The sequence below is a fragment of the Streptosporangium sp. NPDC050148 genome (assembly GCF_055586505.1).
The window spans coordinates 227917-243360 of record NZ_JBVJIA010000005.1 but is presented as its reverse complement, the minus strand read 5'-3'; the positions used below and the strand labels follow the sequence as shown (position 1 = coordinate 243360).

Sequence of the window (15444 nt, the reverse complement as noted above, 5' to 3'; positions counted from 1 at the left end):
GGACATCTGATCACTTTGCCCGTCTTTATCCTGTGTTGACCGTTTCGTGAGGTTTCGTTATGGTCCTCACCGTTCACGTTGATGCCTAATTCGTACGGATCATCCCTTATCGATGCGTACGGAGCCGGGGAACCACTCTTTCCGGGATCGTCCCGGGCCCCGGGAACCCCGCTCCCGACCGGAGCGCGTTCCCGGCCGCCCGCGACGGGATCCCTCGGGGCGAATCGGCGCGCCCGCGCGCCGTAGGGCGGCCTCCACGCCCGAGCCCGACAGCTCACCCGGCAGGCCCTATGGAAGGAACGACCCTGTACGGCAAGATCTGTTCGCGCGTCGCGTCCGTCCTCGTCGCCGGGACCGCGGTGTTCGCGACCCCGGCCACCGCGCTGGCCGCCTCGCCCCTGCCCGCCCCCGCGCCTCCCGCGCTCGGCATGCCCGCCCTGAAGGGCGCCCTGCGGGCCGCGTCCCTGCGTCCCGCCTGGCAGAAGGCCCTGAGCTGGGCCATGTCCAAGCGCGGCACGCCGTACGCGTGGGGCGGCACCGGCCGCGGCGGCTTCGACTGCTCCGGGCTGATGCTCCGCGCCTACGGGGCCGCCGGGATCGCGTTGCCCCGCATCGCCTCCGAGCAGTACGAGGCGTTCTCCAGGAAGATCGCCTGGAAGGACCTCAGGCCCGGGGACCTGGTCTTCTTCCGGGGTCTCGGGCATGTCGGAATGATCACGAAGCCCGGGTACATGGTGCACGCCCCGCGGAGCGGGGACGTGGTCAAGGAGGAGCGGCTCGCCTCATGGCGGCGCGCCTCCTTCGTCGGCGGGGTGCGCCCCGACCCCGAGGGGGTCGAACTGGCCGAGCGGATCGAGCACGCGACCGGATCCGCCGTCGGCGGGTGAGCCCCCGCGGCTCCGCCGCGAGCGTCGCGGAGCCGTCCGCCCCGGCCGGCCCGGCCCGGACCGGCGCACGGCCGTGACCGGGCAGGTGGCCGATAGGTGGCCGACAGGGTCAGCGGGTGGGCGCGCCACCGTTGTCGCGGCGGTCCAGGGCGGTCTGGATCGCGTCGGCCGCCTCGTCCTCGTTCTCGTCCGGGCGGTTCCAGGAGTACATCTCGTACATGGTGAGTCTCGTCTCGGTCGCGGGTGAGCTGTGAAGGTGGCCGAGACTCCGGTCAGGACTCGGACCGGGCCCGATGCCCCGGTCCGGGTCACGGACCGGTGGGCGGAGGGCTCGGAGCCGGCGATCGCCACGGCACCGTGGCGGGCCGCCGGCCTGCCCTGTCAGGCCCCGCCGCGGCGGGTGCGGAGTGCGAGAACACCCGGCGCATCTTCATCAGGTTACCCGGTGACGAAAGGGTCGTCTCGCCCCGCGTACACACTTCTCACATGTCGAGACGGCGAGCGGGTGCCGGCCCGGTCCCGGACGGTCCGTCCGGGAGCGGGCCGCGGCGCGCCGCGGCCACCCACGAAGGGGACCCGGCGGACCGGGACGGTCAGTCGGTCAGGTCGACCGAACGGCCGCTGTCGGCACCGATCTCCGCGCCGATCTGGTCGACCACGTCGGCCGGGATGGCGGTGTCGACGGTGAGCGCGATCAGGGCCTTGCCGCCCTTGACGTCCCGGGCCACCTGCATCGAGGCGATGTTGATCGAGTGGTCGCCCAGGATGCGGCCGACCACGCCGACGATGCCGGGACGGTCGGTGTAGGTGAAGAACGACAGGTGGTCGGTCGGCTCGATCTCCATCTGGTAGCCGTTGACCTCGACGATCTTCGTGATCTGCCTCGGCCCGGACAGGGTGCCGGAGACCGAGACCGCGCGGCCGTCGGCGAGCACGCCGCGGACCGTCACCACGTTGCGCCAGTCGGGGCTCTCCGAGCTGGTGATCAGCTCGACCGTGACACCGCGGTCCTTGGCCAGCAGCGGGGCGTTGACGTAGGTGACCGAGTCCTCGACCACGTCGGTGAAGACGCCCTTGAGGGCGGCCAGCTCCAGCACCCGGACGTCGTGGGAGGCGATCTCGCCGCGCACCTCGACGTCGAGCCTGGTGGCGACCTCACCGGCGAGCGCGGTGAACACCCGGCCGAGCTTCTCGGCCAGCGGCAGGCCCGGCTTGACGTCCTCGGCGACGGCGCCGCCCTGGACGTTGACCGCGTCCGGCACGAACTCCCCGGCCAGGGCGAGCTTCACGCTCCGCGCGACCTGGGTGCCGGCCTTCTCCTGGGCCTCGTGGGTCGAGGCGCCCAGGTGCGGGGTGACCACGACCTGGTCCAGCTCGAAGAGCGGGCTGTCGGTGACCGGCTCCTTGGGGAACACGTCGATGCCGGCGCCGGCGACGCGGCCCTCCTTGATCGCGGAGTAGAGGGCGTTCTCGTCGATGATCCCGCCGCGGGCGACGTTGATCAGGCGCACGTTCGGCTTGACCTGGTGCAGCTCCCGCTCGCCGATGAGGCCGATGGTCTCCTTGGACTTGGGCAGGTGCACGGTGATGAAGTCGGCCTCGCGCAGGGCCTCCTCCAGCGAGACCAGGCGGACGCCCATCTGCGCGGCGCGGGCCGGCTGCAGGTAGGGGTCGTAGGCGATCAGCTCGACGCCGAACGGCTGGAGGCGCTGCGCGACCAGCTGGCCGATCTTGCCGAGGCCGAGGATGGCGACGACCTTCTCGTCCAGCTCCACGCCGGTGTACTTCGAGCGCTTCCACTCGCCGCCCTTGAGCGCGGAGTGGGCCTGGGCGACGTTGCGGGCGGAGGCGAGGATCAGGGCCACGGTGTGCTCGGCGGCACTGGTGATGTTGGAGGTGGGCGCGTTGACGACCATGACGCCGGCCTTGGTGGCCGACTCCACGTCGACGTTGTCCAGGCCGACGCCGGCGCGGGCGACCACGCGGAGCCGGGGGGCGGCGGCGATCGCCTCGGCGTCCACCTGGGTGGCGCTGCGCACGATCAGGGCGTCCACGTCCGCGAGGGCGGGCAGGAACTGGGCGCGGTCGGCGCCGTCGGTGTGGCGGACTTCGAAGTCCGCGCCCAGAACCGCGAGACCGGCCTCGGAGAGTTCCTCGGCGACCAGTACGACGGGCTTGTTCACAGGCAGATCCTTACTAGGCGGTGAGGTGCACGGACCTCACGTAGTCTATCGGCGCTTGTGAACGCGTTCACGAGTGTCCCGCGATCCGAGACGGGGTAGGCCGTGACCGGGGGGCGCTACCCGCCGCCGTCGCATCCCATGCCTGCAAAATTCAACTTGGTATTGATCCCAAGAAAACTTCGCGATTACCCTGATAAGCCGTGGTCCACTACCTATCGTTCCTCATATGAGCATCGGGAACCCCGCTCTCGGCACCGTGCTCGCCCAGCACGGCGAGCCGCACCGGCTGCTGGCCGCGCTCGCGGAATGGGGACTCCTGGTCGCCGTGCGACCCGACCGCTCCGTCGTGCTCGGCACGACCCAGGCGGGTGAGCGTGTCCTGCTCGGATACACCTCGGCGGACACCTACGCGCGGCACCGTGGCAGCCACTCGTTGTCGGCCTGCGACGCCGACACCGTCCTCGACATCCAGCGCGTCACCGGCGTGCGGGAGATCGTGATCGACGCGGCCGGGCCGGCCGCCGCGGCCGTGCCGATCGAGGACCTCCAGCGCTACCTGCTCTCGACGCGCAGCGGGCCCACCCCCGCGCTGTCGAGCGCGACCCCCACCGCGTACGCGACCGGGGCGATGGCCACGGTCTCGCGTTCGGCGCCCGCGCTTCCGCGGACCGCTCCCCCGGCGGCACCGCAGAGCCCGTACCCGCAGGCTCCCTCCGCGCCGGGCGCGTACCCGCAGGGCACGCCCTCCCCGGGGGCGTACCCGCAGACCCCTCCCCCGGCGGCCCCGCAGGCCCCGTACCCGCAGGGCCCCTCGCGGCAGGCCGCCTCCCCGCAGGGCCGGCCGCGGACCCCCGTGCCCGCCGCGCCCGCCGCCTCGTGGATCCCGGCACCCCGGCCGCACCTGTCGGGCCCGATGCAGATGGTGGACCCCGGCTACCGCCGCTGCGACCACCCGATCCTGCCCGCGCTGCGCGCCGCGATCTCGCACCTGCTCGTCGACTACCCGCTCGTCCACCACGTGTGGATCTCCGAGGCCAGCACCTCCTCGGGCGCCCCGGGGATCATGCTGCACGTCAAGGTGCACATGTCGGCGGCCGAGGACGTGGTCAGGGACATCCACCGCGGGGTACGGGCCCGGCTGCCGCAGCTCGCCGCCAGCGAGGCGCCGATCCTGATGGCCAGGGTCGCCGACGCGCGCAGCGAGCAGCGGATGATCGAGCTGGGCGCCCACGTGGTCTGCGCCGACGTCACCGACTGACACCGACCGGCACCGGCCGACCCGGCCGACACCGGCCAGCCCGTCGGACCCACGGCGTCCACGACGCCTCCTGTCCGCGTCGACGCGTGCCGTCCCTGCGCGTGCGGGGGCGGCGGGTCCAAGGTTTCCGGGATCCGGCAGGAGACCGTGCGCGGAGAAGTTTCCGCAGCGTGTGCGCGGTCGCCCGCACCGGTCCGGATGATCGTGCCGGACGGGTCCTCGGCAGGAGATCCGCGTATTCTGGACAGGTTCCGCCCTCGGGGCGGATACTCGGAGGATGAGCTCGACGCATCCCCCGGCCCGCGCCTCCGACGGGGACCGCGATCGTGCGATCAGCGAGCTCCGTGATCGTGCCGTCGAGGGACGCCTGTCGCACGACACCTTCCTCGGCCGGGTCGACATGGCCCTGCGCGCTCGCAACCAGGGCGAGCTCGACAACCTGGTCGCCGACCTGCCGCAGCGCGGCCGGTTGCGCCGCATCGTCACCGAGGCCGTCGCCTCGGCCTCCGATTTCACCAAGCGGGTCGAGTCGGCCTGGCGGCGCCCCCGGATGCCCCGGCTGGCGCTCCCCGGCGACGGCAGGACCCGCTACGTGGTCGGCCGCGGCTCCTCCTGCGACCTGGTCCTCGCCGACCTGACCGTCTCGCGGGTGCACGCCGAGCTCCGCCGCGACCAGGAGGGGTGGATCCTGGTGGACCTGGGCTCGCTCAACGGCACCCGGCTGAACGACTGGCGGCTGGTGGGGCCGGCGAAGGTCCGGCCCGGTGACGTCGTCTCCTTCGGCGACTGCGGCTTCCTGATGGTCACGCCCCAGGTGCTCTGACCCCGAGGCGCTCCGGGCCCGGGTCTGCTCAGCCGCCCTGGGGCCCGGCGGCCCCGGCCTCGGCGAGCCTCTCGGCCGTCAGGGTGTAGCGGGTGACCAGCACGATGCTGACCCCCATCAGGAGCGCCGGCAGCAGCGTGGTGCCGTACAGCACCGCCGTGGTCGCCGATTCGGGCTGGGCGACCGGCGTGGAGGGGTTGGACTCGACGAACCCGGTCGCCCCGAGCAGCCAGCCGAGCACCAGCGCGCCGAAGGCGAAGACCACGGTCTCGGCCGCCGTCCACAGGCCGGTGAACACCCCGGCCCTGCGCTTGCCGGTGACCAGGGCGTCGTGGACGATCACGTCGGAGAGCATCGAGAACTGCAGCATCTGGAACCCGGCGTAACCGATGCCGACCAGGAGCACGCACACGTGCGCGTACACCGGGCCGAGCAGGCCGGAGAAGACCATCGCGACGGTGCCCGCCATGAACAGCGCCGACGCCAGGATCATCGCGCCGCGCTTGTCGTAGCGCTTGGACAGCCAGATCCAGGGCGGCATGGTGATCAGCAGCGGGCCGACGATGCCGAGGAAGAGCGTGGTGGTCGCCGACGGATCGCCCAGCGTGTAGGTGGCGAAGTACGGCGAGCCGGCCAGCATGATGCCGGCCGAGAACATCTGGGCGCAGCTCAGGCCGAGCAGCACCATGAACGTCCTGTTCGAGCGGGCGGCGGCGAACTGGGCGGTGATCGACGGCTCGGCCTCGGCCTGGGCGATCATCGGGGCGCGGGCGGTGCCGAAGAACGAGGCCAGCATGGACAGCAGCAGCACCGCCCCGATGACCAGGCCCATGGTCCGGTAGCCGGTGACGTCGGTGCCGGCGATGAGCGGGGCGACGCCCCCCGAGAGCAGGATCCCCAGGCCGACGAAGGCCATCCTCCACTGCAGCAGGGAGGAGCGCTCGTGGTAGTCGTCGGTCATCTCCGCGGGCATCGCCTTGTAGGGCACCTCGTAGAAGGCGTAGGCCGTCGCGGTCAGGAAGTAGCAGGCCGCGACGTACACCGCGGCGGACATGCCGGTGAGCGGGGGGCCGGCGAAGGTGAGGGCGAACGTCACCGGCAGGGTGAACGCGCCCAGCAGCATCCACGGGCGGCGGGCCCCGAAGCGGGAGACCGTCCGGTCGGAGCGCTGACCCACCCAGGGGTTGATGAAGATGTCCCAGAGCTTGGGGAGGAAGACCACCACACCGGCGATCCAGGCCGGGACCGCCAGCACGTTCGTCATGTAGAACAGCAGCAGCAGGCCCGGAACCGTGGAGAAGGTCGCGGTGCAGATCGCGCCGACGCCGTAGCCGATGCGCACTCCGCGCGGCACGGTGACGGCGGCGGGGGGTGTCGCCGGGAAGACCATGCCACATTCAATCGCAGCGCGTGGGCACTGGGTAGGTCCAGGACAGGACGAATGCCCCACCACCGCCCCGGCGTCCGTCCGTACGTGATCGCCGGGAGCCTCCGGATCCCCGCCCTCTCCCGCTCCGGACGCCCCCCTGTACGTGATCATCGGGAGCCCGCGGACCCCGCGCGGCCCTCGCCCCTGCCTCCCGGACGTGATCACCGGGAGCCTCCGGACCCCGCCCGGCCGCATCTTTTTTTCCGCGGGGTCGCGGCGCCGGATCCATGATCCGGGACGGTTGCCGCCTGGAACGTTCGATGCCGCCGATGTCCAGCTCAACCAGGTCACGAAACGGTGCCACCGACCATAACGACGGCCAGATCCGGCCCCCGGAACACCGGTCACAGACGCCTCTGCGATCACTCTGGTTTACCCGCGACGCAGATTAATGTCGGGAATTTGCTGACAAGACTGTTCTGTCACCGACAGAATGCGGATCCGTCCAGCGTCTACCAACTGGAGGAAACCGACATGCGCAGACCGCTAGGGCTACTTCTCTGCCTCGGAAGCCTGGCGGCCCTCAGCACGCCGATCGCCACGGCTCACGCCGCGGCCTCTCCCCAGGCCGAGTGCCGCGTGTACGCCGCCAAACCCCGCCTCACCCCCGCGGGACGGATCCAGGCCTCGGCCGCGCGTCTGGGCTGTGACGACACCGCCCTGGTCCGCATCCGCATCAAGCGGGCCGTCCCCGGCGCCGACCCCGTCGTCAAGAGCACGTCCCTGCGCGGCACCAACGGCCGGGTGACGGTGAGACTGCGGTGCGCCCCCGGCGTGTACTACACCGTCGTCACCGACTACCGGGGCAACGTCGGCCGCTCCAGGCCGATCAGGTTCGACTGCGCTCCCGGCACCCCGACCCCCACCCCGACGGCGAGCCCCACCGCGAGCCCCACGGCCAAGCCCACCGCGAGCCCGACGGCCAAGCCGACGAGCACCGCCAAGCCGACCCCCAAGCCCACCGCCACCGCGACCTCCCCCGCCCCCCAGCCGGGCTCCTCCCTCTCCGAGGAGGTCGTGCGCCTGACCAACGCCGAGCGGCAGAAGGGCGGCTGCGCGCCCCTGGTGTCCGACCCGCAGCTGCGGTCGGCCGCCCAGGGCCACTCCGACGACATGGCCGCCAAGAACTACTTCAGCCACACCTCCCAGGACGGCCGGGACATGACCGCCCGCATCAAGGCCAGCGGGTTCAGCCCGATGCGCGCCTGGGCGGAGAACATCGCGATGGGACAGCGCACCCCCGCCGATGTCGTCACCGCCTGGATGAACAGCTCCGGCCACCGCGCCAACATCATGAACTGCGCCTACACCCACCTCGGGGTGGGCGTGGCCAACAGCCCCCGGGGCATCTACTGGACCCAGAACTTCGCCAAGCACTGAGTCCCGAGCACCGAGCCTCCCTGCCAAGGCCCGCGCCCCCGCGACGTGAACTCGTCGCGGGGGCGCGGGCCTTCGGCCGTCCGGGCGGGACCGCCCGGACGCGCGGCTACTTCAGCCAGCTCATCATCGGGCGGAGCTTGGCGCCGGTCTTCTCGATCGGGTGCTCGGCCAGCTCGTCGCGGTAGGCGGTGAACTTCTTCTGGCCGCCGTCGAACTCCTCGACGAGCTCCTTGGCGAACTCGCCGGACTGGATCTCGGCGAGGATGCGCTGCATCTCCTTCTTGGTCTCCGGGGTCACCACGCGCGGGCCACGGGAGTAGCCGCCGTACTCGGCGGTGTCCGAGACCGACCAGTACATCTTGTGGATGCCGCCCTCGTACATCAGGTCGACGATCAGCTTCATCTCGTGCAGGCACTCGAAGTAGGCGACCTCGGGCTGGTAGCCCGCCTCGATCAGCGTCTCGAAACCGGCCTTGATCAGCTCGGACACGCCGCCGCAGAGCACGGCCTGCTCGCCGAACAGGTCGGTCTCGGTCTCCTCCTTGAAGGTCGTCCGCAGCGCGCCGGCGCGGGTGCCGCCGATGCCCTTGGCGTACGACAGCGCCAGGTCCAGGGCGTTGCCGCTGGCGTCCTTCTCCACCGCGACGAGACACGGCACGCCGCGGCCCGCGGTGTACTGGCGGCGCACGAGGTGACCGGGACCCTTCGGCGCGACCATGGCCACGTCCACGCCCTCGGGCGCCTCGATGAGGCCGTAGCGGATGTTGAGGCCGTGGCCGAAGAAGAGCGCGTCGCCCTCGACCAGGTTCGGGGCCACGTGGTCGGCGTACAGGTGACGCTGGATGTGGTCCGGCGCGAGGATCATGGTCAGATCGGCCTCTTCGACGGCCTCCGCGGGAGCGAGCACGCGCAGGCCGTCGGCCTCGGCCTTCTCCCGGCTCTTGGAGCCCTCGGGCAGGCCGACCCGGACGTCCACCCCGGAGTCGCGCAGCGAGAGCGCGTGGGCGTGCCCCTGGCTGCCGTACCCCAGGACGGCGACGTGCCGGCCCTGGATGATCGACAGGTCGGCCTGGTCGTCGTAGAAGATCTCAGTCACTTACTTAACCTTTCGGGTTTCTCTGCGCGCGTTACGCGGTCCGGTCCAGGGCCCGGAGAGAACGGTCGGTGATGGAACGGGCTCCGCGGCCGATGGCCACCATGCCCGACTGGACGAGCTCTTTGATGCCGAACGGCTCGAGGACCTTGATGAATGCCTGCAGCTTGTCCGGCGTCCCGGTGACCTCGATGGTCACCGCGTCCGAGGAGACGTCGACGCAGCGTGCCCGGAACAGGTTGACCAGTTCCAGCACGCTGGAGCGGTTCTCCGAGTCGGCCCGCACCTTGATCAGCGTCAGCTCGCGCTGCACCGCCTGCGCCGGGTCCAGCTCCACGATCTTCAACACGTTGACGAGCTTGTTGAGCTGCTTGGTGACCTGCTCCAGCGGGAGGTCGGCGACGTTGACCACGATGGTCATCCTGGAGATGTCCGCGTGCTCGGTCGGCCCGACCGCCAGGGAGTCGATGTTGAACCCGCGCCGGCTGAACAGCGACGCGACGCGCGCGAGCACGCCCGGCTTGTTCTCCACCAGCACCGAGAGCGTGTGCCTGCTCATGCGTCGTCCTCGCTGTCCCACACCGGCGCCATGTCGCGCGCGAACTTGATGTCGTCGTTGCTGGTACCGGCGGCGACCATCGGCCACACCATGGCGTCCTGGTGCACCACGAAGTCGACCACGACCGGCACGTCGTTGATCTCCATCGCCTTCCGGATCGTCTCGTCCACGTCCTCGGGCCGCTCACAGCGCAGGCCCACGCACCCGTAGGCCTCGGCGAGCTTGACGAAGTCCGGGATCCTGCGCACCGTCTGCAGGTCGGTGTTGGAGTAGCGCTGGTTGTAGAAGAGCGTCTGCCACTGGCGGACCATGCCCAGGTTACCGTTGTTGATGATCGCGACCTTGATCGGCACGCCCTCGATCGTGCAGGTGGCGAGCTCCTGGTTGGTCATCTGGAAGCAGCCGTCGCCGTCGATGGCCCAGACCGTGGTGTCGGGACGGCCCATCTTGGCGCCCATCGCCGCGGGCAGCGAGAAGCCCATCGTGCCGGCGCCGCCGGAGTTGATGAACCTGCCGGGCCTCTCGTAGCCGATGAACTGCGCGGCCCACATCTGGTGCTGGCCGACGCCCGCGGTGTAGATGGCGTCCGGGCCGACGACCGCGCTCAGCCGCTCCATGACGTACTGCGGGGCCAGCGAGCCGTCCTCGAACTCGGTGTAGCCCAGCGGGTAGGTCGCCTTGTAGGTGTTCAGCGCCGTCCACCAGTCGGTGTAGTCGCCCTTGCGGCCCTCGTTGCGCACCGCCGCGATCAGCTCGGTGATGACCTCCTTGCAGTCGCCCACGATCGGGACGTCCGCGTGCCGGTTCTTGGAGATCTCCGCCGGGTCGATGTCGGCGTGCACCACCTTCGCGTACGGGGCGAAGGTCGACAGGTCACCGGTGACGCGGTCGTCGAAGCGGACGCCGAGACCGATGATCAGGTCGGACTTCTGCAGCGCGCCGACGGCCGACACCGAGCCGTGCATGCCGGGCATGCCCATGTGCTGAGGGTGGCTGTCGGGGAAGGTGCCCCGCGCCATCAGGGTGGTGACCACCGGGATGCCGGTCAGCTCGGCGAACTCCAGCAGCTCCGGCGACGCCCCGGCCCGGTGCACGCCGCCGCCCACGTACAGGACCGGCCGCCTGGCCTCGACGATCAGCTTGGCCGCCTCGCGGATCTGCTTGGAGTGCGGCCGGGTCACCGGACGGTAACCGGGCAGCTGCATGACGACCGGCCACTGGAAGGTCATCTTCGCCTGGAGGGCGTCCTTGGCGATGTCGACCAGCACCGGGCCGGGACGGCCGGTGGAGGCGATGTGGAAGGCCTCCACGATCGTCCTGGGGATCTCCGCGGCCTCGGTGACCAGGAAGTTGTGCTTCGTGATCGGCATGGTGATGCCGGAGATGTCGGCTTCCTGGAAGGCGTCGGTGCCGATCGCCGCGCTGGCCACCTGGCCGGTGATGGCGACCATCGGGACCGAGTCCATGTACGCGTCGGCGATCGGGGTGACCAGGTTGGTCGCGCCGGGACCACTGGTGGCCATGCACACCCCGACCCTGCCGGTGGCCTGCGCGTACCCCTGCGCCGCATGCCCGGCGCCCTGCTCGTGCCGTACGAGCACGTGCCGGACCTTGGTCGAGTCGTAGAGCGGATCGTAGGCGGGCAGAATCGCGCCGCCGGGGATCCCGAACACGGTGTCGACCCCGACGTTCTCCAGCGCCCTCACGAGGGCCTGGGCTCCTGTCATCTGTTCGGTCATCGGCTCGTTCCTTGTGGCTGGCTGAGCATGCGTGATGGCATAAAAAAGGCCCCATTCCACCTGGTCGGCGGAGCTGGGGCGGCGCGCAGGTCGTAGTGCTTCGGCTATCGGCCTGCGCGCCGGCGAAGTACTACGAGAATCCCACGGTGAAGCTGCATGGCTCCACCATGGCCGACCCGGTGTGTCCGCGTCAAATCCATGGACAGGTATCTCAGATCGTGAGATATGACGTCAGGCGGGCGAACCGAGGCTGGAGAGGCTGGTGCGCATCAGCGAGTCCACCCCGCGCGCCGCCATCGGGCGCGCCACCAGGAATCCCTGGCCCCGGGTGCAGCCCATCTCGCGCAGCAGCTCCAGCTGCTCGGGCCGCTCGATGCCCTCGGCCACCACGATCAGCCCGAGGTCGTGCCCGAGCCGCACGATCGTGCGGGTCAGCAGGGTCAGCGTCTCGTCCCGGCCCAGCCCGGACACGAAGGACGGATCTATCTTGATCATGTCGACCGGGAGCTGCCGCAGGAACGCCAGCGAGGCGTACCCGGTGCCGAAGTCGTCGATCGCCAGCCGGACGCCCAGGGCGCGCAGCTCGGACAGGCGGACGATGGTCTCCTCGGCGTCCTCGACCAGCATCTCCTCGATGACCTCCAGGGTCAGCGCGCTGGGCGGCAGGCCGCTCTCGCCCAGGGCCGACTCGACGGTCTCCACGAAACGGGGCGCCATGATCTGCCGGGCCGACAGGTTGAGCGAGAGTCCGATCTCCCAGGCCGAGGCGCGCCAGGCGGCCACCTCCCGGCAGGACTCGCGCAGGATCCACTCGCTCAGCGGCACGATCAGGCCGGTGTCCTCGGCCGGCCCGAGGAACTGCTCGGGCGGGACGAACTCCCCGGCCCGGCACCAGCGCACCAGCGCCTCGACCGCGGTGACCCGCGAGGTGGCCAGGTCGACCACGGGCTGGTACTCGATCGCGAACTGGTTCTCCAGCAGCGCCCGCTGCAGGTCGGCGGCCAGTTCCAGGCGCCGTACCACGTCGGCGTGCATGTGCGCGGCGAACACCTCGACCCGGCGCCCGCCGAGCTCCTTGGCCCTGGCCATTGCCACGTCGGCGTTGCGGATCAGGTCTCCTGAGGTGACGTCGTCGTCGGCGAAGGCCACCCCGACGCTCGCGGTCAGCGCGATGTCGCGGTCGGCCACCCGGAACGGCTCGGAGGAGACCGTACGGACCAGCCGCTCGGCCAGGTCCACCGCGGTCTGGGCGTCGGCCGCCCCCTCCAGCAGCACCGCGAACTCGTCGCCGCCCCAGCGCGCCAGGGTGTCGTCGGCCCGTACGGTGGCGCGGAGCCTGCGGGCCGCCTGGCCCAGCAGGTAGTCGCCGCTGGCGTGGCCGACCGAGTCGTTCACCGCGGTGAAACCGTCCAGGTCCAGGAAGACCACGGCCGCGCTGCTCGCGCCGGGACGGGCCAGCACCTCCCGGGTGCGCTCCTCGAAGTAGGCGCGGTTGGGCAGGCCGGTGATGCCGTCGTGGAAGGTCAGGTGGGCGACCTGGTTGCGCAGCGCCTCCTGGTCGCTGACGTCGCGGGTGGTGACCAGCAGCAGGTCCTCCCCGCCCACGTGCCGGGTGGCCACCGACTCGGCGGGCCGCCAGGTGCCGTCGGAGGCCCGGACCCGGCAGGCGACCATGCACGCCCCCGGCCCCTCGGACGGCTCGTCCTCCAGGCTCATCACGCTCAGCGCCGCCCGGATCCCCGGCACGTCCTCGGGATGGATGTAGTCGAAGATCGTCCCTCCGACCAGGTCGGCGGGACGGTACCCGTAGGTGATCTCGACGCCCTCGCCGATCCGGTGCACCACGCCCTCGTGGTCGCAGACCAGGACCACGTCCCCGGTGCTCTCGGCGAGGTCGTTCAGCTGCCGCTCGCCCTGGTGGACCAGCCTGCGCAGCCGCCCGGTCTCCACCAGCATCACGAACAACCGGCCCACCAGGACGGCCACGATCGAGGCGCACACCAGGGACAGGACCATCGGCGACCCCTGGACCCCGCCGTCACCGGCCACCCGCAGCAGCACCACGACGGTGGCCACCGCGACCAGCAAGAGCGGCACCGCCGCGATCAGCGAGGACGTGCTCTCACGGGCCGACATCTCGTCGTCGCCGGGGTCGTACGGCTGCGTCGCGGGCCCGCTCCACGGGACCGCGGCCAGCACGAGGAAGGCGGCCGGGGCCAGCCAGACCCAGGTGAGCGACGGCGTCTCACCGCCGACCCGGGCCAGCGCGGTGATCGTCTCCGAGGCCGCGACGGCGGCCAGCACGGCCAGCGCGGCCAGGCCGACCGGCCAGGCCGACCGGCGGACCGGCACCACGGCCGGGCCCACCACGCAGGCGAGGATCAGGCAGAACAGGGGCGAGGCGAACGTGACCGCGATGTCCCCTGCGTCCCCGGCCCCGCGGGAGGCCGGTCCGACCAGCGTCACCCACAGGATCACCACGATGGAGGCCGCGCACACGTAGGAGTCGGCGAGGTCGCGCAGCAGCGCGTGCCCCCGGGCGGGCCTGGCCGCCGACAGGCCGGTGCCGACGGCGAGCATCGCCGTACCGGCCAGCAGCACCAGGTCGGCGAAGGTCACCACGAAGGGCGTGCCGTCCGCGATCGGCCGGACGCCGACCCCGACCAGCCAGGTGGCCGAGCCGCCCGCCAGCCAGCGCCAGGCCAGCGCTCTGCGCCGGCCGACCGTCCTGGAGGCCGCGGCGAACAGCGATCCCGCGGCGGCCGCGGCGGTGACGACGCCCGCCACCGCCTCCACGACCACGGCCGTGGCCCCGCTCAGAAGCGCGGCAACGAGCCCCAGCACGCCGATGGCGGCGGCGGTCAGCGGTACCCGGGGGTCACGCCAGCGGATCAATGTCGTCTGCCCATCGGTGTCGTCTCGGTGTCTCTCGCTCTGCAGCGTCCCTTGCTCGCCGCGCTCACGCCGCCGGCGCGAGCGCTCCGTCACGTCTCGGAGCCCACACCGGCACAGGCCAAGTGTGTGCCGTCCGGCTCACGCGAGGGGTGACAACACCGCAGTCGTCACCGATCTGATAACCGCGGGGACCAGACCGCTTCTGACGAAGGTACGCAGCACAGGTCACGAGGCAGCCACGGTCAGGATTCCTTTGCCGGTCAGTAAGAACCCGTGATCACGTTCTTGAGCGGCTCGCCCGCCAGGTAACGCAGCAGCTGGGAGCGGAGGAGCTTCAGCGTGCGCCGTACGGACGCCGGGCTGCTGCCCGCGACGTGCGGGGTGACGAAGACCCCCGGAGCCGTCCACAGCGGGTGGTCCGGCGGCAACGGCTCGGGGTCGGTGACGTCGAGCGCGGCCAGGATCCGGCCTCCCTGCAGCGCGGCCACGAGCGCGCCGGTGTCGACCACCGGCCCCCTGGCCGCGTTCACCAGGACGGCCCCGTCCTTCATCGCCGCCAGGAACCCCGCGTCCACCATGCCGGTGGTCTCGGGGGTGGAGGGCACCAGCAGCACCACCACGTCGGCGCCGGGCAGCAGCCCGGGCAGCTCGTCCAGGCCGTGCACGCCGGGCCGGGCGGTCCTGGCCACCCGGACCACGTCCACCTCGAAACCGCCGAGCCTGCGCTCCAGCGCCTCACCGATCGAGCCGTACCCCACGATCAGCACGGTCGAGTCGGCCAGCACCCCGGTGTGGTGGTAGGTCCACTCACCCCGCGCCTGCGCCCGCGCGAACCCCGGGAACTCCCGGAGCACCGCGATCATGGCCCCCACGGCCCACTCGGCGGTGCCCGCGTCGTGCACGCCCCGGGCGTTGCAGAGCGTCACCCCCTCCGGAAGGTGCGGGAGGTAGGCGTCGACCCCCGCCGTGACGGTCTGCAGCAGCCGCAGCCCGGTCATCCGGCCGAGCAGCGCGGGCAGGTCCGCCACCGGCATCAGCGGCGGGATCCAGACCTCGGCCTCGTGCGCCCCCTCCGGCACCGGCTCCGTGCCGTCGTAGACGACGCACTCCACCTCGGGCAGATCACACAGAACATCGGCGGCGGCCTTGGAGGGAACCCAGATCTTCATGGAGGCATTATGAGTGTTGTGCTCACGGC

General features: G+C 71.3%; 11 protein-coding genes and 1 riboswitch. Of the genes, 4 read left to right on the top strand and 7 right to left on the bottom strand.

What is annotated here, in order from left to right; translation table 11 throughout:
- The first annotated feature begins 72 nt into the window (after positions 1–72).
- A riboswitch (cyclic di-AMP (ydaO/yuaA leader) is annotated at positions 73–303 on the top strand.
- On the top strand, positions 291–887 hold the full coding sequence (locus tag ACZ6RT_RS07455; protein ID WP_470152563.1) for a C40 family peptidase: 597 nt from the start codon (positions 291–293) through the stop codon (positions 885–887). Its footprint overlaps the riboswitch before it by 13 nt.
- Positions 888–1480: 593 nt before the next feature.
- Here the strand turns inward: ACZ6RT_RS07455 and serA are convergent.
- The gene (gene serA, locus ACZ6RT_RS07450; protein ID WP_344894136.1) at positions 1481–3070 is read right to left on the bottom strand and encodes a phosphoglycerate dehydrogenase; all 1590 of its coding nucleotides are present in this window, start codon (positions 3068–3070) and stop codon (positions 1481–1483) included.
- Positions 3071–3296: 226 nt separating this feature from the next.
- Between serA and ACZ6RT_RS07445 the strand changes: the two genes are divergently transcribed.
- Together ACZ6RT_RS07445 and ACZ6RT_RS07440 are read left to right on the top strand one after the other, a co-directional pair.
- Positions 3297–4328: a hypothetical protein gene (locus ACZ6RT_RS07445; RefSeq protein ID WP_399186486.1), complete on the top strand. Its 1032-nt coding sequence runs from the start codon at positions 3297–3299 to the stop codon at positions 4326–4328.
- A gap of 277 nt (positions 4329–4605) precedes the next feature.
- Positions 4606–5151, top strand: a complete 546-nt coding sequence (locus ACZ6RT_RS07440; protein ID WP_399186487.1) for an FHA domain-containing protein — start codon at positions 4606–4608, stop codon at positions 5149–5151.
- Positions 5152–5179: 28 nt separating this feature from the next.
- Here the strand turns inward: ACZ6RT_RS07440 and ACZ6RT_RS07435 are convergent, their stop codons facing one another.
- Positions 5180–6541, bottom strand: coding sequence for an MFS transporter (locus ACZ6RT_RS07435; RefSeq protein WP_470152562.1), 1362 nt, complete (start codon positions 6539–6541; stop codon positions 5180–5182).
- Between the two features lie 513 nt (positions 6542–7054).
- Here ACZ6RT_RS07435 and ACZ6RT_RS07430 point away from each other — a divergent pair.
- Positions 7055–7960 carry a CAP domain-containing protein gene (locus ACZ6RT_RS07430; protein WP_470152561.1) on the top strand — a complete coding sequence of 302 codons (906 nt, stop codon included), beginning with the start codon at positions 7055–7057 and terminating at the stop codon, positions 7958–7960.
- 106 nt (positions 7961–8066) lie between these two features.
- Here the strand turns inward: ACZ6RT_RS07430 and ilvC are convergent, their stop codons facing one another.
- The 5 genes from ilvC to ACZ6RT_RS07405 all read right to left on the bottom strand — a co-directional run bounded on the left by ilvC (position 8067) and on the right by ACZ6RT_RS07405 (position 15415).
- Positions 8067–9047, bottom strand: a complete 981-nt coding sequence (gene ilvC, locus ACZ6RT_RS07425) for a ketol-acid reductoisomerase (protein ID WP_399186672.1) — start codon at positions 9045–9047, stop codon at positions 8067–8069.
- Between the two features lie 40 nt (positions 9048–9087).
- Positions 9088–9612, bottom strand: coding sequence for an acetolactate synthase small subunit (gene ilvN / locus ACZ6RT_RS07420; RefSeq protein WP_344894122.1), 525 nt, complete (start codon positions 9610–9612; stop codon positions 9088–9090).
- A complete protein-coding gene (locus ACZ6RT_RS07415; protein WP_399186673.1) occupies positions 9609–11387 on the bottom strand; it encodes an acetolactate synthase large subunit in 1779 nt (592 codons plus the stop codon). The genes ilvN and ACZ6RT_RS07415 overlap by 4 nt, the downstream gene beginning before the upstream one ends.
- 195 nt (positions 11388–11582) lie before the next feature.
- Positions 11583–14246 (bottom strand): putative bifunctional diguanylate cyclase/phosphodiesterase, encoded by a 2664-nt coding sequence (locus ACZ6RT_RS07410; RefSeq protein WP_470152560.1) that lies wholly within the window; start codon positions 14244–14246, stop codon positions 11583–11585.
- A gap of 260 nt (positions 14247–14506) precedes the next feature.
- Positions 14507–15415, bottom strand: coding sequence for a 2-hydroxyacid dehydrogenase (locus ACZ6RT_RS07405; protein ID WP_470152559.1), 909 nt, complete (start codon positions 15413–15415; stop codon positions 14507–14509).
- Positions 15416–15444 lie beyond the last annotated feature (29 nt).